18 protein-coding genes are annotated in these 20,146 nt (G+C 37.5%); 16 read left to right on the forward strand and 2 right to left on the reverse strand.

All coding sequences use genetic code 11. The features are described from left to right. Positions 1-182: 182 nt before the first annotated feature. The 12 genes from gpr to yiaA all read left to right on the forward strand — a co-directional run bounded on the left by gpr (position 183) and on the right by yiaA (position 13,796). Positions 183-1,283: a GPR endopeptidase gene (gene gpr / locus BN986_RS12140; RefSeq protein ID WP_081922190.1), complete on the forward strand. Its 1,101-nt coding sequence runs from the start codon at positions 183-185 to the stop codon at positions 1,281-1,283. A gap of 121 nt (positions 1,284-1,404) precedes the next feature. Further along, positions 1,405-2,577 (forward strand): stage II sporulation protein P, encoded by a 1,173-nt coding sequence (locus BN986_RS12145; protein WP_040980290.1) that lies wholly within the window; start codon positions 1,405-1,407, stop codon positions 2,575-2,577. A gap of 11 nt (positions 2,578-2,588) precedes the next feature. Next, positions 2,589-2,882: a hypothetical protein gene (locus tag BN986_RS12150; RefSeq protein ID WP_040980292.1), complete on the forward strand. Its 294-nt coding sequence runs from the start codon at positions 2,589-2,591 to the stop codon at positions 2,880-2,882. 190 nt (positions 2,883-3,072) lie between these two features. After that, positions 3,073-4,881 (forward strand): translation elongation factor 4, encoded by a 1,809-nt coding sequence (gene lepA / locus BN986_RS12155; RefSeq protein ID WP_040980294.1) that lies wholly within the window; start codon positions 3,073-3,075, stop codon positions 4,879-4,881. Positions 4,882-5,190: 309 nt separating this feature from the next. Beyond that, on the forward strand, positions 5,191-6,372 hold the full coding sequence (hemW, locus tag BN986_RS12160) for a radical SAM family heme chaperone HemW (RefSeq protein ID WP_040980296.1): 1,182 nt from the start codon (positions 5,191-5,193) through the stop codon (positions 6,370-6,372). Between the two features lie 76 nt (positions 6,373-6,448). Next, the gene (hrcA, locus tag BN986_RS12165; RefSeq protein WP_040980298.1) at positions 6,449-7,480 is read left to right on the forward strand and encodes a heat-inducible transcriptional repressor HrcA; all 1,032 of its coding nucleotides are present in this window, start codon (positions 6,449-6,451) and stop codon (positions 7,478-7,480) included. A 105-nt stretch (positions 7,481-7,585) separates the two neighbouring features. Then, positions 7,586-8,140, forward strand: coding sequence for a nucleotide exchange factor GrpE (gene grpE / locus BN986_RS12170; RefSeq protein ID WP_040980300.1), 555 nt, complete (start codon positions 7,586-7,588; stop codon positions 8,138-8,140). 36 nt (positions 8,141-8,176) lie between these two features. Continuing rightward, the gene (gene dnaK, locus BN986_RS12175) at positions 8,177-10,018 is read left to right on the forward strand and encodes a molecular chaperone DnaK (protein WP_040980302.1); all 1,842 of its coding nucleotides are present in this window, start codon (positions 8,177-8,179) and stop codon (positions 10,016-10,018) included. Between the two features lie 184 nt (positions 10,019-10,202). After that, complete coding sequence (gene dnaJ, locus BN986_RS12180; RefSeq protein ID WP_040980304.1) at positions 10,203-11,333, forward strand: molecular chaperone DnaJ; 1,131 nt, start codon at positions 10,203-10,205, stop codon at positions 11,331-11,333. Between the two features lie 104 nt (positions 11,334-11,437). Next, complete coding sequence (gene prmA, locus BN986_RS12185; protein WP_040980305.1) at positions 11,438-12,379, forward strand: 50S ribosomal protein L11 methyltransferase; 942 nt, start codon at positions 11,438-11,440, stop codon at positions 12,377-12,379. A 16-nt stretch (positions 12,380-12,395) separates the two neighbouring features. Continuing rightward, positions 12,396-13,163, forward strand: coding sequence for a 16S rRNA (uracil(1498)-N(3))-methyltransferase (locus BN986_RS12190; RefSeq protein ID WP_040980307.1), 768 nt, complete (start codon positions 12,396-12,398; stop codon positions 13,161-13,163). A 162-nt stretch (positions 13,164-13,325) separates the two neighbouring features. Beyond that, positions 13,326-13,796, forward strand: coding sequence for an inner membrane protein YiaA (yiaA, locus tag BN986_RS12195; RefSeq protein WP_040980309.1), 471 nt, complete (start codon positions 13,326-13,328; stop codon positions 13,794-13,796). 144 nt (positions 13,797-13,940) lie between these two features. Here the strand turns inward: yiaA and BN986_RS12200 are convergent, their stop codons facing one another. Then, entirely contained in the window at positions 13,941-15,353 is a 1,413-nt protein-coding gene (locus BN986_RS12200; RefSeq protein WP_081922191.1) for a catalase, read from the reverse strand. A gap of 210 nt (positions 15,354-15,563) precedes the next feature. Between BN986_RS12200 and BN986_RS12205 the strand changes: the two genes are divergently transcribed. Beyond that, positions 15,564-15,866, forward strand: coding sequence for a hypothetical protein (locus BN986_RS12205; protein WP_040980311.1), 303 nt, complete (start codon positions 15,564-15,566; stop codon positions 15,864-15,866). Between the two features lie 473 nt (positions 15,867-16,339). On the opposite strand, the gene BN986_RS12210 is transcribed toward BN986_RS12205, so the two are convergent. Then, a complete protein-coding gene (locus BN986_RS12210) occupies positions 16,340-16,741 on the reverse strand; it encodes a VOC family protein (RefSeq protein WP_040980313.1) in 402 nt (133 codons plus the stop codon). An 896-nt stretch (positions 16,742-17,637) separates the two neighbouring features. On the opposite strand from BN986_RS12210, the gene BN986_RS12215 reads away from it, so the two are divergent. From BN986_RS12215 to BN986_RS12225, 3 genes are all read left to right on the forward strand, one after another. Then, on the forward strand, positions 17,638-18,120 hold the full coding sequence (locus BN986_RS12215) for a LysM peptidoglycan-binding domain-containing protein (protein ID WP_244444992.1): 483 nt from the start codon (positions 17,638-17,640) through the stop codon (positions 18,118-18,120). Between the two features lie 855 nt (positions 18,121-18,975). Continuing rightward, complete coding sequence (locus BN986_RS12220; RefSeq protein ID WP_040980315.1) at positions 18,976-19,641, forward strand: TetR/AcrR family transcriptional regulator; 666 nt, start codon at positions 18,976-18,978, stop codon at positions 19,639-19,641. 51 nt (positions 19,642-19,692) lie between these two features. After that, positions 19,693-20,142 carry a hypothetical protein gene (locus BN986_RS12225; protein ID WP_040980317.1) on the forward strand — a complete coding sequence of 150 codons (450 nt, stop codon included), beginning with the start codon at positions 19,693-19,695 and terminating at the stop codon, positions 20,140-20,142. Positions 20,143-20,146: the final 4 nt, after the last annotated feature.

Raw genomic sequence — 20,146 nt, forward strand, 5'->3', positions numbered from 1 at the left:
TGTTTTAAAAAAGTTATACCAATTTTAAAGGGAAAAGAATGGAAAACTGTGGATTTACTGCAAACCAAGTGAATACAAGTTTTTCTAATGTTCCTTATTTTTTCAGTGGGGAAATAGTATCTACTGAGTGAAGTTTCGTTTTATCTGAAGAGTATGTATTGAAAGAAAAGGGGTTTGATGTAATGGAAAATATGAAGAAAAACTTTCAAGTGAGAACAGATTTAGCTGTTGAAGCAAGAGATATGTATGCAGAAAAGCAAGAGGAACGGGAAAAGAAAGAGATAGCGGGTGTCACTTTTAAGGAAACAACGATAAAAAATATAAAAATTTCTTATGTGACGATTGATGATACTGGCGCTGAACAAATCGGAAAGAAACCGGGGAACTACGTCACGATTCATGCGGATGGTGTCAAAAAACAAGATACGGAGAAACAGCATCAAGCCGCAACAATTTTAGCAAAAGAACTTGAACATTTAATACAAAAACAAGATTTACCTGATAATGCCTCGTGCTTGATTGTTGGTTTAGGAAATTGGAATGTGACTCCTGATGCTTTAGGACCAATGACCGTTGAGAAAGTATTGGTAACAAGCCATTTATTCCGTTTGCAGCCGGAATCTGTTGCAGAAGGCTATGCGGAAGTGGCTGCTATTACCCCTGGAGTAATGGGGGTAACAGGAATAGAAACCAGCGATGTTATTTTTGGGATTGTAGAAAAATACCAGCCTGATATGGTTATTGCGATTGATGCACTTGCATCGAGATCGATCAGCAGAGTGAATGAAACGATCCAATTATCTGATACAGGAATTCATCCCGGTTCAGGAGTTGGCAATAAGCGAAAAGAAATAAGCAAGCAGACGTTGGGGATTCCTGTAATTGCTATTGGGGTACCGACAGTGGTAGATGCGGTAACAATCACTAGTGATACCATCGATTATGTATTTAAACACTTTGGAAGGGAATGGAAAGAAAAAGATGATCCATCCAAATCGTTGACTCCTGCCGGCATGAATTTTGGGACGAAGCAGTTAACCGATGAGGATATGCCTGATAAAGAACAAAGTGAAAAATTATTTGGTATTATTGGTGGGCTGTCTGAGGAAGAAAAGAGACAGTTGATCATGGAAGTATTAACACCGATTGGTCATAATTTAATGGTTACTCCAAAAGAAGTGGATGGTTTTATGATCGATATGGCAGAAGTGATAGCAAATGGATTAAATGCAGCTTTGCATGAAACAGTAACAATTGATAATTTCTCAAGTTATTCTAAGTGACTGTACCAATTCGTACCCTCTATTAAGTCTATTTTTTTCTTTTTACACGGTTCTATTTTCTCTAGTTTACTCATAGATTGCACTATAGAGTTATTAGAGAAAGGTGGCATCGTGTATTTTTATGAACAAAAATAATTGGAGTAAAATGGTACAAACCTTTTCTCGACGAAGCGGTCTTTATATTATTTTTTTTGTTAGTATATTTTTATTAATTAGTATATTAACTGCAGTACAGCCTGCATATCGATTTTCATCCGATGTGCTAAACAGTTGGACACAGGAAATGGATAGTACGATTTTTTATCATTTAATTACAATGGAAAACCGGGCCTATAAGCAGAGCTTTCCAGAAGGAGAAGCAGAGATACCTAAATTGTCTGATGTATTCTTTGAGCTTACATCCAATGTAAAACCGACAGACCCTAGAACACTTTTTGGAAATGAAATTCCAGGTTTTTCGATATTTGACAGTCAATTATTAATGGCAAGTGATAATGATTTTACACACTTTCCAATAGAATCTAATCCACCTTTAGAGGAAGTTTTAAGAGATAGGGAAGCGGTATTAGAGGAAGATGAAGAAACGGAAGAGACAGAAGATACAGAGGAAGAAGAAACCGAGAATGAACAAACCACTGGAGATCGGGACGTTGTTTTTATCTATAATACACACAATCGGGAATCCTTTTTACCACATTTGCCAAATGAAACAGACCCTGATGGTGCAATGCATGGGGAAATTAATATTACAAAAGTTAGTGATCATTTAGCAGAAGAACTTGAAAGGCTGGGAATTGGGACGCAAGTAGATGATACGGACTTTGGAGAGCTCTTGAACGAACGGGGAATGGGCTATCATCAATCCTATGAAGTCTCTCGTGATATTGTTGCGGAAGCTGTTGCAGGTAACCAAGAGATTCAATATGTGTTTGATCTTCATCGAGATGCTTTGCGGAGAGACAAGACGACGCAAACCATTGAAGGAGAAGATTATGCAAAAATCCTATTTGTGATCGGCACCGGACACCCAGATTATGAAAAGAACTTGAAAGTTGCAACCGAACTACACGGCTTAATAGAAGAGGCGTATCCAGGATTAAGCCGAGGAGTGTTCCAAAAGGATGGATCCAGTGGGAATGGGGTTTATAATCAGGATATGGTTGATAACGCCCTGTTGATTGAGTTTGGCGGAGTAGACAATACCATGGAAGAACTGTATCGTTCTGCGGATGCTTTAGCAGAAGTGTTCAGCGACTATTATTGGGACGCCGAAGCAGTACAGTCTGATTCATAAGGAGCGATTTGATGCGAAAAATAATTATATTGTTATTGCTTGTCATCTTTTTTCTAAGTGGACTTGTATTCGGAATGCAGCGAAATGAGGTGGCTGAACAAAGACCAGTTCCAGACACCTCCGCAACAGAAGTTGTAGAGGAAGCCAACGAGGAAGAACAGATCATTATTGCTCAAACAGACGTCCTGGAAGAAGGCAGTTACTCCTTAACAAATCGCACAGCAGCAACAATGGAAGGTATCGTTAAACAACTATTTGAAGTCATCGTGGCCATTATGTATGGGATAGGGGAGCTCTTTTTCTGACACGGAGAAGCGAAGTAAAATATATTTCATTTTGAATAAAAACAATGAACTAGATTAGATTTACGCCAGTCTTTCTTAGTTAATCATTGAATCTCGAGGCATCAATTGCTATAATCAATGCTAGTAATTGACGCCTTTTTTGATGGAAAGAAAATGAAGATATATAGGAAAACTTAGGAGTGTGCGTGAAATGACGAATAAAAAACGAAACGTCAGAAATTTTTCGATCATTGCTCATATTGACCACGGAAAGTCAACGTTAGCTGATCGAATTCTTGAAAATACAGAAACTGTTACAAAGCGTGAAATGAAAGACCAGCTGCTGGATGGAATGGATCTGGAACGCGAACGCGGCATAACAATTAAATTGAATGCAGTACAATTAAAATATACGAATACAGCTGGCGAAGAATTTATTTTCCATTTAATTGACACACCTGGCCATGTCGACTTTACATACGAGGTATCCAGAAGCCTGGCTGCCTGTGAAGGGGCTATACTTGTGGTGGATGCAGCGCAGGGTATTGAAGCACAGACATTGGCGAATGTTTATTTAGCGATGGAAAATGATTTAGAAATTATTCCGGTAATTAATAAAATTGATTTGCCAAGTGCAGACACAGAAAAAGTGAAAAAGGAATTAGAAGACGTATTAGGTATTGATGGTGACGAAGCAATTTTAGCTTCCGCAAAAGCGAATATAGGAATTGAAGAAATTTTGGAGCGTGTTACAGAAGTTGTTCCAGAACCTCCTGGTGAAGCAGAAGATCCGTTAAAAGCATTGATTTTCGATTCGCTGTATGATTCTTACCGCGGTGTTATTGCTTATGTTTGTGTAAAGGAAGGCTCTCTTAAAGTAGGAGATAAAATTAAAATGATGGCTACAGGTAAAGAGTTCGAGGTAAATGAAGTAGGCGTGTTTACACCGAAGCAGCTTGCTAAAAAAGAATTAACAGTCGGAGATGTTGGTTATTTAACGGCGTCTATTAAAAATGTTAGTGATTCACGTGTTGGTGACACAATTACATTAGCTAATAAACCAGCAGATGAACCCTTGCCTGGTTACCGCCGGCTAAACCCAATGGTGTTTTGTGGACTCTATCCAGTAGATTCCAACGACTATAACGATCTGAGAGAAGCACTGGAACGTTTAGAGCTGAATGATTCTTCCTTGCAATATGACGCAGAGACTTCTCAAGCGCTGGGTTTTGGCTATCGTTGTGGATTCTTAGGGCTGCTTCATATGGAGATTATACAAGAGCGTATTGAAAGAGAATTTGGCATTAGTTTAATTACAACAGCTCCGAGTGTTATTTTTGAAGTGGAGCTGACGAATGGTGAAGTAGTATCTGTGGATAATCCGTCAGAAATGCCGGATCCACAAGTAATTGAAGAAGTGCGTGAACCTTATGTAGAAGCTACGATTATGGTTCCAAACGATTATGTTGGAGCAGTGATGGAAATTGCCCAAAAGAAACGCGGGAATTTTGTAGATATGCAATATTTAGATGATATTCGTGTCAACGTAATTTATCATATTCCGCTTTCTGAGATCGTTTATGATTTCTTTGACCAATTAAAATCACAAACAAAAGGATATGCCTCATTTGACTATGAATTAATTGGCTATCAGCCATCTCGTCTTGTGAAAATGGATATCTTGCTCAATAGCGATACAATTGATGCATTATCATTTGTAGTTCATCGTGATTTTGCATATGAACGTGGAAAACAGATTGTTGAGAAATTAAAGAATTTAATTCCTAGACAGCAATTTGAAGTGCCAGTTCAAGCAGCGGTTGGGAATAAGATTGTAGCGCGTTCTAACATCAAAGCAGTTCGTAAGGATGTTACTGCAAAACTTTACGGTGGAGATATTTCCCGAAAAAGAAAGCTGCTTGAAAAACAAAAAGAAGGTAAGAAACGTATGAAGATGGTAGGTAATGTAGAAGTACCTCAAGAAGCGTTTATGGCTGTCTTAAAGATGGATGAAGATTAGATTACGATATAAATAACCCCGCTGCTCTACTTAGAACAGTGGGTTTTATTGTTTAAGTAAAACGACGTCGGTTATCCATGGAAATTGCGAGCAAACATAAAATAATATAAAATAATCTCAAAAATAACCCACTGGTTTTATCATGGAGAACCGTCCGTAAAACTCCCGCTGAGTGAAGTTTCGTTTTATAACTTTAGACTATCGGGTTTTTGTGCAGAAGAATTTGCGGGAACGTCGAAGTCAGTATATCCTGGTATTAAAGAAGCTAGGTGAATACGTGGGTTTTTACAGAGGAAGGAAGTTCAAGTCATGCAAGTGAAGTCAGTATATATCCATATCCCTTTTTGTAAGCAAATTTGTCATTACTGCAATTTTGTAAAGTATTATTATATGGAAACGAAGGCAGATGCCTTTGTTGATGCGTTGATAAAAGAAATGGACACTACTATTCCCGGTAATAGAAATGTCTTCCGAACGATTTATATGGGCGGTGGAACGCCGACAGCACTATCAATGGATCAATTACAAAAGCTTTTTGAGTTTTTAAATAAAAAGTTTGATCTTAATTCTTGTGAAGAATTTACAATTGAAATTAATCCAGGGGATATTGATAAAGAAAAGGCGAAACTGCTTCATGATTATGGCGTAAACCGAATTTCTTTTGGCGTCCAGGTGATGGACGATGATATGCTTGAAAAAATCGGACGCATGCACCGTGTGAAAGATGTTTATACAACGGTGGAGATTCTTAAACAGGCGCAGTTCACCAATATAAGTTTAGATTTAATTTATGCTCTCCCTAATCAAACCGTTGCTCACTTTGAAAAAACATTAAAAGAAGCACTTCAATTCGGTCTTCCTCATTATTCAACTTATGCATTGCAAATTGAGCCGAAAACGGTGTTTTATCATAAACGGAGAAACGGATTTTTGCACCAGCCACCAGAAGACGATGAGGTTAAGATGTATGAGCTGCTGCAGAAAAATATGAAGAAACAAGGTGTACACCAGTATGAAATAAGTAATTTTGCCAAGCCTGGTTATGAGAGCAAGCATAATTTAACCTATTGGAATAACGATTATTATTTTGGTTTTGGGGCTGGGGCCCACGGCTATCTGCCAGGTAAACGTACATCGAATTATAAACCTTTAGGAACATACATGAAGGAAGTTAATCGTACTGGTTCAGCAATCGAACATCTTGAAGAAATAACCTTACAAGATCAAATTGAAGAAGAATTATTCCTGCAGCTCAGAAAAGCTGAAGGGATTAACACGGAAGCATTTAGGGAAAGATATGGTTTATCGTTAGAAAAATTATACCGTAAAGAATTATATAAACTAACACATGACAATTTATTAGCGTATAACGATGGAAACTATGCATTAACAAATCAGGGGATGCTTCTAGGAGATAGGGTATTTCAACAATTTTTATTATTGGAGAACTTTGAGCAAAAAATGATGGAAGCAAAAGGGCAAACTGTTTGACAAAAGAAATCGAATTTGATAATTTTATTATAGATTTAGCACTCATAACAAGAGAGTGCTAACAGAGGTGATCATCATGTTAACAGATAGGCAGCTTATGATATTGCAGGTCATTATTGATGATTTTATCGATTCTGCTAAACCGGTTGGGTCTAGGGCTCTTTCCAAAAAGGATACGTTGCATTACAGTGCCGCAACGATTCGAAATGAGATGGCAGATTTAGAAGAATTAGGGTTTTTAGAAAAAACACATACTTCTTCTGGTCGTGTACCTTCAGAAAAAGGTTATCGTTATTATGTTGATCATTTAATTGGTCCAGAAATTCATCAGCATGGATTGGGGATCATTGAAAAATTAACAAATAACGGAATATATGAGTTTGAACAGATTGTGCAGACAGCAGCAGAAGCGCTTTCTGAATTAACCAATTACACATCTATCATTCTCGGACCGGAAATGTATGAAGCAACCGTCAAGCAGATTCAGGTTCTAGCGTTATCCGATCAATCAGCAGTAGCGATTTTAGTAACAAACACTGGTCATGTAGAGCACCGTTCTTTTACATTGCCAAAAGAAATTTCATCATCTGATATAGAAAAGCTCGTAAACATTTTAAATGACCGTCTTCAGGGTGTAGCTCTTTATAGGCTTCCTGAAGTAATTCAAAATGAGGTAGCTTCCCTATTGAAGAAATATTTGAATGGAGTAGGTTCTTCACTCAATTGGATTCGCGCGCTATTTACGCAAGAACAAGCAGTGAAGCTTTATTTTGGTGGAAAAGCAAATATATTGATGCAGCCAGAATTTAATGATGTTGATCGAATTCGCTCATTTTACTCCTTGATGGAACGTGAGGATGAAATTATAAATCTCTTGAAAAATTCCAATCAAGGTATTAAAGTTTCTATTGGACACGAAAATGAAGTGGAAGAAATCAAAGACTTAAGTTTGATTACTGCTTCTTACCATATTGGTGGTGGTCAAATGGGAACAATTGCATTAATCGGACCTACAAGAATGGAATACAGAAAAGTATTATCCTTAATGCAGAGCATTTCCAGAGAAATGACTGGTACAATGGGAAAATGGTATAGTGATAAATCATAAAAATAAGAGAACATCCTCATAAAGAAATCAAGGATTTTGGTTTTCTATCTATATCTTCTATGGTATAGTTTTTAATTGGAATTTAGAAAAGAGGTGCCTGAGTAGATGTCAGAGAATGAAAAAAAAGAAGAAGCGCTACAAGAAGAACAAGAAATTGTAGAAGAGACAGCCGAAGAAACAGATACTGAATCTGTCGAGGAGAGCAATGAGGCAGAAGCTCAAATAGAAGCATTAAAAAATGAAAAAGAAGAGCTTGAAGGCCGCATCCTTCGTTTACAGGCAGAGTTTGATAACTACAAAAGACGCACATTAAAAGAGCGTGAAGCAGATCGTAAATACAAAGCACAAGATATGGTTCAAGAGCTGCTTCCTGTAATGGATAATTTTGAACGCGCTCTGCAAGTAGAAGTATCTGAAGAAAACAAGAGTATTCTTGAAGGAATTGACATGGTCTACCGTCAATTACAAGATGTATTCACTTCACAAGGTGTTTCTGTTATTGAAACAGAGGGTGTTGATTTTGACCCGAATGTACACCATGCGGTGATGCAGATTGAAGATGACTCTGTCGAAGCAAATAAAGTGGTAGAAGAACTGCAAAAAGGTTATCTCTTAAAAGATCGGGTTATCCGCCCTGCAATGGTAAAAGTCAATAAATAAAAAGTGTCGCAGAAGTATTGAAGGAGGAAATCAAGAATGGGTAAAATTATTGGAATCGACTTAGGAACAACAAACTCATGCGTATCAGTTATGGAGGGTGGCGAAGCGGTCGTTATCCCAAACCCGGAAGGAAACCGTACAACACCATCAGTTGTATCTTTTAAAAATGGAGAAAGACAAGTAGGGGAAGTTGCTAAACGTCAAGCAATTACAAACCCGGATACGGTTCAATCTATCAAACGCCATATTGGTACAGACTATAAAGTAACAATTGGCGAAAAAGATTATACACCACAAGAAATTTCAGCAATTATTCTGCAGCATATTAAATCGTATGCAGAAGATTATATTGGTGAGAGTGTAGATAAAGCAGTAATTACGGTTCCTGCTTACTTTAACGATGCGGAACGTCAAGCTACCAAAGATGCTGGTAAAATTGCAGGTCTTGAAGTAGAACGTATTATTAACGAACCAACAGCAGCAGCGCTTGCATATGGTATTGATAAAGAAGATCAAGATCAAACAATTCTTGTATATGACCTTGGCGGCGGTACTTTTGACGTATCTATCCTAGATATCGGTGATGGTACTTTTGAAGTTGTTGCAACAGCTGGAGATAATCGTCTTGGCGGAGATGACTTTGATGAAGTAATTATCAAGCATATGGTAGAAGAATTCAGAAAAGAAAATGGCATTGACCTTTCTAAAGATAAAATGGCTGTACAGCGTTTGAAAGATGCTGCAGAGAAAGCGAAAAAAGATTTATCTGGAGTAGCACAAACACAAATTTCTCTTCCATTTATTACAGCTGGTGAAGCTGGACCATTACACTTAGAAATGACATTATCACGTGCAAAATTCGATGAGTTATCATCTGATTTAGTAGAACGTACGATGAAACCAACTCGCCGTGCACTTTCTGATGCTGGCTTATCCAGCAAGGATATTCATAAAGTTATCCTAGTCGGTGGTTCTACTCGTATTCCGGCTGTACAGGAATCCATCAAGAAAGAATTAGGGCAAGATCCTTCGAAAGGTGTAAACCCGGATGAAGTTGTAGCACTTGGTGCAGCAATTCAAGGCGGTGTTCTGCAAGGTGACGTGAAAGATGTATTATTACTGGACGTAACACCACTTTCTTTAGGTATTGAAACACAGGGTGCTGTATTTACAAAATTAATTGAACGTAATACAACCATTCCGACAAGTGCATCCCAAACTTTCTCAACAGCTGCTGATAACCAGACTGCAGTAGATATTCATGTACTTCAAGGAGAGCGTGAAATGGCGGCAGATAACAAAACGCTTGGCCGCTTCCAATTATCCGATATTCCACCAGCACCACGTGGAATGCCTCAAATCGAAGTATCCTTCGATATCGATGCGAACGGTATTGTTAATGTAAGAGCGAAAGATTTAGGAACAAATAAAGAACAATCGATTACGATTAAATCTTCTTCTGGTTTATCTGATGATGAAGTAGATCAGATGGTAAAAGAAGCAGAAGAAAATGCAGAAGCGGATAAAGCACGTCGTGAAGAAGTAGAACTTCGCAACCAGGCTGATCAGCTTGTATTTACAACAGATAAGACATTGAAAGACTTAGGTGACAAAGTTTCTGATGAAGATAAACAGCAAGCAGAAGCTGCAAGAGATGAATTAAAAGAAGCTTTAGAGTCTAATGATCAAGAACAAATCAAAGCGAAAAAAGATGCCTTAGAAGAAAAAGTTCAACAGCTTTCTGCTAAGCTTTATGAGCAAGTACAACAAGAAGCTCAGGAAGCACAAGGAGCAGAAAATGCAGAAGGGCAGCAAGGCGATGACGTTGTTGATGCAGACTATACAGAAGTCGACGATGACGATAAAGAAAATAAATAATGAATAGTTACTGAATAAAAGTCAAAGTCAGGATTCTCTTGGCTTTGACTTTTTTACAAGGCAGGATATAAGCAACATAATGCTTACGGATAAATTAGAACGAAGCTGATATTCATTGTTGCCACAGACAAATGAATGATGATATGATTAAACTTATGCAATCAGAGTATCGGGAGTGAATAATTTGGCAAAACGAGATTATTATGATGTCTTAGGTGTAGAAAAGGGAGCATCAAAAGATGAAATAAAGAAGAGTTACCGGAAGCTGGCCCGTAAATATCATCCGGATGTAAATAAAGAAGAAGGCGCAGCAGAGAAATTTAAAGAAGTAAAAGAAGCTTATGAAGTATTAAGTGACGACCAAAAGAAAGCGCAGTATGATCAATTTGGGCATGCGGGCGCACAAGGTCAAGGCTTCGGAGGCTTTGGCGGTGGCGGAGCCCAAGACTTCGGTGGATTCAGTGATATTTTTGATATGTTTTTTGGCGGCGGCGGACGTTCGCGTGATCCGAATGCACCACAGCAAGGAGACGATTTGCAATACACGTTGATTCTTGATTTTGAAGAAGCAATTTTTGGCAAAGAAACAGATATTGAAGTACCAAAAGAAGAAGAATGTGATACATGTGATGGTTCTGGAGCAAAACCGGGTACGAAAACAGAAACATGTTCACATTGTCATGGTTCAGGCCAATTAAATCAAGAACAAAATACGCCATTTGGCCGTGTGGTTAACCGTCGTGTATGTCATTATTGTAATGGAACAGGAAAAATCATTCCTGAAAAATGTGAAACCTGCGGCGGTGCCGGAACAGTTAATAGAAAGAAAAAAATCCATATTGATATTCCGGCCGGTATCGATGAAGGACAGCAAATCCGTGTTGCCGGCAAAGGAGATCCAGGGAAAAACGGCGGTCCAGCAGGTGATTTATTTGTCGTTATTCGTGTTCGTAAGCATGATTTCTTTGTCCGCGAAGGCGACCATATATTCTGTGAACTGCCACTAACCTTTGCACAAGCAGCTTTAGGAGATGAAATTGAAGTTCCTACTGTCCATGGGAAGGTTAAATTAAGAATCCCTGCTGGTACACAAGCAGGCAAAACATTCCGATTAAAAGGAAAAGGTGCACCAAATGTTCATGGACGAGGACATGGAGATCAGCATATTAAAGTAAAAGTGATGACGCCAACCAATTTAACAGACAAACAAAAAGATTTACTGCGTCAATTTAATGAACTAGGCGGAAATGAATCCACCGATGAACAAGAGGATAATATTTTCCAGCGTTTTCGTAAAGCGTTCAAAGGAGACTAATCAGAGTGACCTCTAGCTTGAATTTTGTCAATAAATATAGATGACAAGCAAGCTGGAGGTATCTCTGTTTACATAGATATTTCAAAAGAACGGCGGTGTTCAATATGAAATGGTCAGAGATTACCATTCTTACAACAAATGAAGCAGTGGAGCCTATTTCAAACATTTTACATGAAACAGGTGCAAGTGGATTAGTTATTGAAGATCCATTGGACTTAGAGCAATTTGAAGGAGAAGGATTTGGAGAAGTAGTTGAGCTGGATCCGGAAGACTACCCGGAGGAAGGTGTTCGGATAAAGGCATACCTGCCAGTGAATAGCTTTTTAGGAGAAACGGTTGAAGAGATTAAACAGGCAATTAATCAATTACTGCTTTATGATATTGATTTAGGAAAAAATCAGGTGACGATAAGTGAAGTTCATGAAGAGGAATGGGCGACTGCCTGGAAAAAGTATTATAAGCCGGTTAAAATATCCAATCGCATCACAATCACTCCAACTTGGGAGGATTATAAACCAGTATCTACTGATGAATTAATTATAGAGCTGGATCCGGGCATGGCGTTTGGTACTGGAACACATCCTACGACCGTTCTGAGCATTCAAGGCTTAGAAGCTTATATACAACCTGATGATAAAGTTATTGATGTGGGCTGTGGTTCTGGCGTTCTAAGTATTGCTTCTGTCAAATTAGGTGCAGAATCGGTACAAGCTTTTGATTTAGATGATATAGCTGTTAAAAGTACTACATTGAATGCGAAATTAAATCATGCCCATGAGAAAATAACAGTTAAACAGAATAATTTACTTGATGGCATAGAAGAACAGGCTGATGTTATTGTTTCCAATATCCTAGCTGAAATAATTGTCCGTTTTGTAGTGGAAGCTTATCATAATTTACGCCCAGGTGGTTATTTCATTACAGCGGGAATTATTCAAAATAAGAAACAATCTGTTCATGATCAGTTAACAGAAGCAGGATTTGATATTATTTCTACCAGTGAAATGGAAGATTGGGTCTCCATTGTTGCTCGGAAACCAGAATAAAAGTAGGGGATAGTAGATGCAGCGCTATTTTATTTCGAAAGAACAGGTAGAAGGTCAGGTTATCAGAATCACTGGTGAAGACGTTCATCATATAACAAGGGTTATGCGAAATAAGCCTGGTGACATGATTATTTGTAACACAGAGGACGGAAACTCAGCTCTTTGTAAAATTACAGGCATACATGAAGAAGAAGTGCAAGCAGTCATTGAAAGCTGGTTAGACGAGTCAGTTGAATTACCGGTAGAAGTGAGTCTTGCACAAGGAATTCCCAAAGGCGATAAGTTTGAATGGATCATCCAAAAAGGAACAGAGTTGGGCGCTGCAAGATTTATACCTTTTGCAGCGGAGAGGTCTGTTGCTAAATGGGATGAGCAGAAGTTTAATAAAAAAGCAAAACGCTTTAACAAAATTATCAAGGAAGCTAGTGAACAGAGTCACCGTAACCAGATTCCAGAACTGTCTGATGTTATGCCATTAAAAACATTGATAGAAGAAAGCGAAGCCTATACCGTAAAGCTTTTTGCCTATGAAGAAGAGGCGAAAGGAGAGGTTGCAAATACTTCTTCTTTTGCAGCTGTATTGGATAACCTGTCTGATAATGATCGTATTCTGATGGTTATTGGACCAGAGGGAGGTATTTCTGTAGAAGAAGCAGATCATCTGAAAGGGGCCGGTTTTCAGGCTATTCGTCTTGGAAAGCGAATTTTACGTACAGAAACAGCAGCTTTGTACGCTTTAGCTAGTATTTCTTATCATATGGAAGAGTTTAGGTATAAGGGTTAGAAGGTTATTAATTTACCGCTGATTATTTTATAAGTCTAAGTAACCATTTTTAAAAAATCGTCTTCTCTTTGTGGGAAAATTACGTATAATAAATATAGGTATAAGCATTGCAATATTCTTGCAATGCTTTATTTTATATACAAAAAGAAAGGGGAAAAGCGTATGGATAGTGAACCTAAGCTTGTAACAGATAGGGAAGAAGATAATGAACCAAAAATAAAAATGGAGAGAAAAGAAGGCGAACCTACTGCGGCTTTTAAAGGTGCTTCTTGGGCAGCTTTATTAATTGGAGTTTCCGCTTATCTTATTGGTCTGTTTAATGCAACAATGGAATTGAATGAAAAAGGGTATTATTTTGCTGTATTAATATTTGGCCTTTATTCAGCAGTATCATTACAAAAAGTAGTAAGAGATCGAGATGAGGGGATTCCGGTAACCAATATTTATTATGGCATTAGTTGGGTTGCACTTATAATATCGATATCATTAATTGGGATTGGTTTATACAATGCCGGAAGTATTATTTTAAGTGAAAAAGGATTTTACGGCATGGCATTTGTGCTTAGTTTATTTTCAGCAGTAACCGTCCAGAAAAATATTAGAGATACAGAACAAGCTAGAGAAAGAGATTGAGAACAGAAGAGTTGAATATAGAAAAAGCCTAATTTTTGAAGGTAAAGAAATTAGGCTTTGTTACTTGAAGAAATTAAGGTGTAAAGTCTAAGAAATCTACGCATCCGCTCGTCCTTTAGCATTCTTTTAATCTACGAATATCATTTAGTCTCGCAGTCCCTCTGATACACGTTCACCGAGATCACGGGAAGCAAGAGAAAGGTATTCGATCGTTTTAGCCTGTAAGTCACTTCGTACTCCTGTCAGTGCGGTGACAAGATTCGAGACTAGCTGAGACTTCCATGTTGGTGATAACGATTGATAAAATTCCCCGGCCTGTGAAAAATCATCTTGTTTTGCTATATCTGAACGCATGAGTCTTCCTTCTACAAAAGTACCCTCTCCACTTGTCTGTAAATCACTTGGCTGCCAATCCTTTTGATCATTTACTGGCACGCCCCGGAAACGCGGTCCGATACGATAACGCTGAGAATCCCAATAGACATTTGCCCGTCCTTGTAAAATCCTGTCATCAGTCAATTCCGCTCCATCTAATAAGTTCGATGGGGAGAATGCAATTTTCTCTACTTGCTCCATATAGTTATCAGGATTGCGATTGAGCGTCATTTTTCCAACAGGATGTAAAGGGAACATCTTGGCATCCCATACTTTCGTGTCATCAAGGGGATCAAATGGCAGCTGGTCTGCATCTGCCGGGTCCATAATTTGTACATACAGCCCGTATTCTACCGAGCCTCCGTTCTCGATTGTTCGAAACAGATCTTCACCGGCATAATCGGGGTTGATTGCTGCAATTTTCTCTGCCTCTTTGCTTGTAATGAATTGTACACCTTCAAATGGAATCCACTGGTATTTAATATAATGACGTTTCCCTTCTGCATTTCGCCACACGTACGTACTCACACTATTACCAGGAATTCGCCGAAAACTTTTGGCTGTACCAATGTTAGAGAAGAGACGGACGATAAAATGTGTGGACTCCGGGTGCCTGGAAACAAATTCCCAAAGCGAATTTGGATCCATCAGGTTGTTCTTTGGTGATGGTGAAAGTGCTTTGATGCTTTCTGGAAAACGCATCGGATCACGCAATAAAAAGACTGGGATATCATTACAAATAAGGTCAAAAATCCCGTCGTCTGTATAGAACTTTGTTGAGAACCCGCGTATGTTTCGCGATGTATCCGGAGTACCTTTATTACTTGCTCCGAGCGAAAAACGAACAGCTACAGGAACCGTTTGACCAGTTTGCTGAAGAAAGGGAAGTTTTGTGTATTTGCTCATACTATTCAGCGTTTCAAAATATCCAAAAGCACCATATCCTTTCACATGTAAAGGGCGTTCTACAATCTTCTCGTGAATGAACGTTTCCAGTTTTTCATGTAAAATATTATCTTGTTCCAGTATGGGACCATCTTTACCAACTGTTTGGGAATGATATGGTCCAGAACTATCAGATTGCTTATGTTGACGAACAGAATGCTTGTTTCCTGTTTCTGTCTCTGTTTTTCGAACAGGAATGCGTCTTCCCTTTTGATGGTCTTGATTGTTATCCGTCATTATTTCCTCCTTCTGAAAAATTGGTCTACATTATATGGTTATGAACAATGCTTGTTTCAATATGCATCGTTATCGCAACTTATTTTAAAAGTGAAAACAATCCATTTTTTAGGATGAATTGAAACGAATTTAATGAAATTTATATGGAGGAATCTGGGTTTTTCGACGCAGTTGACTTTTGTTATGGCACTTTAGCAGAGTTATATTAAAATGAATATAAGTGAGAGGGAGTTAATAGATGAAAAAGCGTTATTTATGCTATTTCTTGTTGACTGTAGTGACAATAATGAAAGGGCTGATGATAACACAGATGTAAATAGCAATAACGAAATAGAGGCGGAATTCGGGAATGATAATACTATCGAAGAAGTAAATAATAGTGATTCTTCAGATTCAAATGAAGGTCTTTTTGAAGTGACAGAAGAAGAACAAATTGATTTGAACATAGGAGATACAGCTGTAGTACAAACATCTATTGGAACTTATGAACTTATAGTCGATGGTGCTGAATAGGAATTAGTCATAAGCTGCTATCTTTCTTATCCTCTTTCATTTATCACGGAGAAGCGTCCGTAAAACTCCCGCCTCAAAAATAAAGCGTGAAAATAAATTTATTTAGGCGGGAGATCAGGTGAGCTAACTCCCTGAATCACTAAGGCTAACTCAGTGGGAGAATGAAGGAAGCAGACTAAGTTCGCGACATCCTGGGACTGGGACTGCGATTACTCGTCCCATCGTAAAGAGTTGTGCGTCGAAAACTCCCACTGAGTGAAGTTTCGTTTTATGTTACTGGATCCATAACATGGTTGGCTATTAACGTTTAAAAGCCGCATTTTTCAACGAAAGAATGCGGCTGATTCAATAAATTTGTACTTTCATTCCACAATCGTGCTTGGATTGTTTAACGAACTAAATAAAATTTAAATAGAAATATCACGATATTATTGGCGTTCATTAAAACCATGCAGCAAGAACGCCAACTTTTATTATTTTTCTTTTATATTCAGCTGAAACAAGTCAAAGGCGTTACCATACAAATCTTCGAAACCTACGCCTTTTCCTCCGGGAACCAACTTAGGTTCGCCGTGAAAGACGACACCCTTTGCTTTCATTTCTTGATAATCCGTTTCAATATCGTTGCTTAAAAACATCAATGCTGCACTTCCTATCAGTTGTTTACCAATCATTTGGTTTTGCTCTGGTGTCTCAGCCTTCATTAATTCCAATTGTGTCTCATTGCTTTCTGCTGGGGAAACCGTAAGATATTTCCATCCCGGTGAAAATTCTATTTCTTCCCGAACAACAAAGCCTAGTGTTTCTGTATAAAACTGCTTTGCTTCCTCAAGGTCCTTCACGAGGATAGGTACTTGTACAACTTGTGTAATCAAACCAACATCTCCTTTCTTAACTATTTTTTGTTAAAAACAGATAGTCTTAGTTTTTCTTTACATGATCTCTGGATTTCTTGATCACTTCTCATGAAGTTGAAAACTCACTGGTTGAATGAATAAAGGTATTACCTCTTGTGAACATTGCCTTCACTTGATTAGCTTTGTCTTTTCGTATCAATTAAAAATGTTATGCTGAACTTATCTGTTAAACTCCCAAAAGCAGAACTAAATGACGTTTCTTGGAGTGACCTCATGACTGTCCCTTCCTGTTTCAATGCTTCAAAGAATCTTTTTGACTTTTCAACATGATTGGTTGAAATACAAATAGTTACCAGATTGTTTTGTTCAGTAGGTACAGTATTAGAATGGAGTAACTTTTACTGCCATTATTTTTCCTCCTTAGGGTTACAGTAATTCAATTGTAGCATAGCCATTTCTTTAATATTTCTTTTGGATTGCTGTGTTTAGAAAAGCGTAAATACGAATCATATTCTTGTTTTATTATAAAGACAATACACATTTTTTCCGTCGATGAAATAGAATTTGCATCTATAAGTAAAATCATAAATCAAGCAATCGAAAAAGAGGTACCAGTATGTAAACGGATATAGGTTAGAGTTAAAGTTTTGGGCGATGTGGTAAGTCATGATGATGGAATACTTTAGTTTTTTACGTTGCTAATCGGGCGCTAGCAACTTTGTTCTGGAAATTAATCTACAGAATGAAAAAATATTTCTATTATTTCAATTTCTTTACGAATAATTAAAAAAAGATTACATAGATAGAATTCAAGTTTATAAGCTATAAAGAGGGGTAGACAGTAACTATACATTAGAAAGGAAGGTGTTATTATTAAGAATATTTTTTCGATTTTTCTTGCTTTGGCTGGATTCGTGCTTTTCGCGGGGACAGCAGCTGCTGAGCAGCATCATGAAGTTCAACCAGGAGATAATGTCTATCGTATCGCACAAAACTATCAAATTGATGTAAATGCTCTTATTGCAGCAAACCCATCTATATCGGATTCTAGTTATATTGAAGCCGGGCAAACCATAACAATACCAGATGAAAATGGAGCTTCTTTTACAGTTACAGCTTATACGGCTGGGCCTGAATCTACTGGAAAAGAACATGGTGATCCTGCTTACGGTATAACAGCATCTGGTGAAGAAGTAGAGGAAGGAAGAACCATTGCATGTCCACAATCTCTTCCTTTTGGCACAAAAGTACATATCCCGGAGTTAGATGAGACTTACGTATGTGAAGACCGAGGAAGTGCTATTACTAATGGCCATTTGGATATTTATAAGGAAGACTTAGGCGATGCATTGGAATTTGGAGTACAAGAACTTCAAGCTAAAGTGTGGACGTATTAAACCTAAGAATAAGATTATGGATTTATATTTGTATTAATACCCTTACTACAAGGAAAGCAGCCACCTGTGGATCACAATCAGGTTGGTTGCTTTCTTTGTGTTGGTTATCTCGTTCAGTTCGTTTGAGGAAAGGTAATAGATGTGAATTCTTGAAATTGAAAAATGGATAATCTCAAGGAAATAAAAAGATTAAACTCCTGTTGAAAATGCGTGGTATTTTATCAAGATAAAGGATGAATTTATGGTCTGAAATAAAAGTATTGAAAAGAATAATGCTCGCTCCTTTATTTTTAATCGTAAGAAGTTAAATTCCTAAAAATATTATAAAAGACCTATTTAATTTCATGAAAAAATGACTTTTATCACTAAAAATAGTTTGTATATTGGTGTAACATGTGCAATGTATAATCCTTTATAAAATAAAAGGAGTTGTTAGAATAATTTTGTAAACGATTTCAATATACTTAGTGTTTATTATTGAAAAATTAGATTATCATTGAAAAAGTTGACCGAAGAATTATTACCAGCTTTTATGCTTAACATTCTGATGGCTTTCATTTATCGCAGTGTAACTGGCTGGGGCTGGGACTGCGATTACTCGTCCCATCAAAACCGTCGCTAGATAGTTTTATTGCTGTCTGTATTAAATTTAAGAAAATTCATTAACCTGACAACATTGCTACGATTACTCGCCCCACCGAAGAGCTTTTGCGGTTACTCGTCCCGTCGTAAAGAGTGGTGCGTCGAAAAATCCCCGCTGAATGAAGTTTCACTTTATAGTCTTGACACTAGTATGGATTTTCGTTACATTTTAGAAAACCGACTGGTTGGATTTAAAATAGGAGTGAATCAAATATGAGTAGAAAATATAATGCAAAACAAACCAGAGAAAATATTATCGAAACTGCCATTCAATTATTTATGGAAAAAGGTTTTGAGAAAACGAGTATGCAAGATATTGCTAACACCCTTGGTATATCTAAAGGTGGTATTTATCATCATTTTAAATCAAAGGAAGACATCATTGATATTGTCAGGGAAAATAAAGCAAACAGTGTAGAAGCTCAATTAAACAAATGGAAAGAAACGATTAAGGAGCAATCTGCGAAAGAAGAACTAATCGCTATCTTAGAAAAAAATATAACGGATCAGCAAGCACATTCGATGGATGAGGTATTCCGTACACAAATGAAAAGTCCTGATTTTATTGTATCGATGATGAAAAATTCCATTGACAGCAGTGCCCCGGCATTTGCCCAAATTATAAAAGAAGGAATAGAAGATGGATCGATCACAACCAATTATCCGGAGGAATGTGCAGAAGTTTTCTTTTTATTAATTAATATTTGGTGTGATCCCGTTATTTTCCAAGCGGATCCGGAGAAATCATATAAACGATTACAGTTTGTCCAAGAAATGATGAAGTCTATGGGAATAGATATTGTAAGTGATAAAGTGATTGAAGAAACTGCGGACCTGCTAAAAAAATTGTACCCGGAAGCTTATGATCAAAAGGAGTAAGTTGTCGAATATGTATATCTAAAATATACCGAAAGTAAAGGTGCTGCAAAAATGGATATATTGAAATTAATAATGAAAAAGCTTTTCGTGGCTATACTAGGTTCTTTTTTGTTCAGTTCAGTCTTAGCAATCATTGCTAATGCTCAGAGGTCGCCAGAAGAAGAAAGACCACCAGAACAAATCGGTTTTGATGATGCTTTTTTACTCGTTTTTATCGTGTCCAGCATTATTTCGATAATTGGAGGTATTCCAGCTTCTCTTATTATTGATGAAATTATGAAAAAATTTTCAAAGCGAATATTCAAATATATTCTCCATCCAATATTGTATATTTTTGCTGGGGGCGTAGTCACAGGATTGTTCCATTTATTTTTACAAGGGAGGATCGGTGTATATCTTTCAATTCTTGGTATGATAGCAGCTTTTTGCTTCTATATCGTTTCCATAAGTATAAATAAAATAATTCAGATTTCGAAAGAACAGGAAGAAGAAGATAATTAGTTAT

This window comes from Oceanobacillus jeddahensis, assembly GCF_000750635.1.
Classification (GTDB): Bacteria; Bacillota; Bacilli; order Bacillales; family Amphibacillaceae; genus Oceanobacillus; species Oceanobacillus jeddahense.

What these genes read in the sequence shown, in the direction of transcription:
- gpr (WP_081922190.1), top strand. Translation starts at nt 183, where the DNA reads ATGGAAAATATGAAGAAAAACTTTCAAGTGAGAACAGATTTAGCTGTT.
- BN986_RS12145 (WP_040980290.1), top strand. Translation starts at nt 1,405, where the DNA reads ATGAACAAAAATAATTGGAGTAAAATGGTACAAACCTTTTCTCGACGA.
- BN986_RS12150 (WP_040980292.1), top strand. Translation starts at nt 2,589, where the DNA reads ATGCGAAAAATAATTATATTGTTATTGCTTGTCATCTTTTTTCTAAGT.
- lepA (WP_040980294.1), top strand. Translation starts at nt 3,073, where the DNA reads ATGACGAATAAAAAACGAAACGTCAGAAATTTTTCGATCATTGCTCAT.
- hemW (WP_040980296.1), top strand. Translation starts at nt 5,191, where the DNA reads ATGCAAGTGAAGTCAGTATATATCCATATCCCTTTTTGTAAGCAAATT.
- hrcA (WP_040980298.1), top strand. Translation starts at nt 6,449, where the DNA reads ATGTTAACAGATAGGCAGCTTATGATATTGCAGGTCATTATTGATGAT.
- grpE (WP_040980300.1), top strand. Translation starts at nt 7,586, where the DNA reads ATGTCAGAGAATGAAAAAAAAGAAGAAGCGCTACAAGAAGAACAAGAA.
- dnaK (WP_040980302.1), top strand. Translation starts at nt 8,177, where the DNA reads ATGGGTAAAATTATTGGAATCGACTTAGGAACAACAAACTCATGCGTA.
- prmA (WP_040980305.1), top strand. Translation starts at nt 11,438, where the DNA reads ATGAAATGGTCAGAGATTACCATTCTTACAACAAATGAAGCAGTGGAG.
- BN986_RS12190 (WP_040980307.1), top strand. Translation starts at nt 12,396, where the DNA reads ATGCAGCGCTATTTTATTTCGAAAGAACAGGTAGAAGGTCAGGTTATC.
- yiaA (WP_040980309.1), top strand. Translation starts at nt 13,326, where the DNA reads ATGGATAGTGAACCTAAGCTTGTAACAGATAGGGAAGAAGATAATGAA.
- BN986_RS12200 (WP_081922191.1), bottom strand. Translation starts at nt 15,353, where the DNA reads ATGACGGATAACAATCAAGACCATCAAAAGGGAAGACGCATTCCTGTT.
- BN986_RS12205 (WP_040980311.1), top strand. Translation starts at nt 15,564, where the DNA reads ATGAATATAAGTGAGAGGGAGTTAATAGATGAAAAAGCGTTATTTATG.
- BN986_RS12220 (WP_040980315.1), top strand. Translation starts at nt 18,976, where the DNA reads ATGAGTAGAAAATATAATGCAAAACAAACCAGAGAAAATATTATCGAA.
- BN986_RS12225 (WP_040980317.1), top strand. Translation starts at nt 19,693, where the DNA reads ATGGATATATTGAAATTAATAATGAAAAAGCTTTTCGTGGCTATACTA.